A 592-nucleotide genomic window follows, 5' to 3' on the forward strand; every position below is an offset into this window, starting at 1 on the left:
GTGTCGGCGGCGCAACCGGCCGTGCTGCGGGTGGTGGCCGCCGCCACGGGCTGCGACTGCGACTGGTTCCTCGAACTCCGCTGGAGCGGCCCCGCCGGATCCGGCACGCTCCGCCTCGACGACAACGGCCGGCCCTGGCGGACGAGCGCCACCGCGGGCCGGCCCGAGTACGGCTTCGCGAGCGAGCTGGGCCGCTGGGCGAAGTAGCCCGGAAAGCCTCGGGGTCGGGCTTTCCGTCGCAGGTCAGCGCCATTGTCGGTGGGCGCGCCTAGACTCGACGGCAGTGGATCCGCCATGACCGGGTGGAGCCGGGCGAGCAGGACGGGAAGGGGGACGACGCCGTGGTGCCGCACCCGCGAACGCAATCGCAGACGCAATCGCAGACGCGCACCCAAGCGCAAGGCCGACCGCAGCCGCTGCCTCAGTCGGTGGCGTCGTTGCTCCGGTGCGCCGCCGTGTTCCTCCCGGCCGTCGTGCCCCGTGAGGGGCGGGTCGCCTTCTGGAGCCCGGCCGGGGACCCTCTGCCCGAGGCCGGGAGCCCGCTTGCGCTCCAGGTGGTCCGGCCGCTCGGTGACGGGGTCCGCACCCGTAC

The 592-nt window shown here is 74.8% G+C and carries 1 pseudogene; it reads left to right on the forward strand.

The window, feature by feature from the left end:
- Positions 1-207 (forward strand): annotated as a pseudogene (locus tag G3I71_RS45770) (transcriptional regulator); the annotation flags it as partial.
- Between the last annotated feature and the right edge of the window lie 385 nt (positions 208-592).

Source organism: Streptomyces sp. SID12501, from assembly GCF_010550245.1.
Lineage (GTDB): Bacteria > Actinomycetota > Actinomycetes > Streptomycetales > Streptomycetaceae > Streptomyces.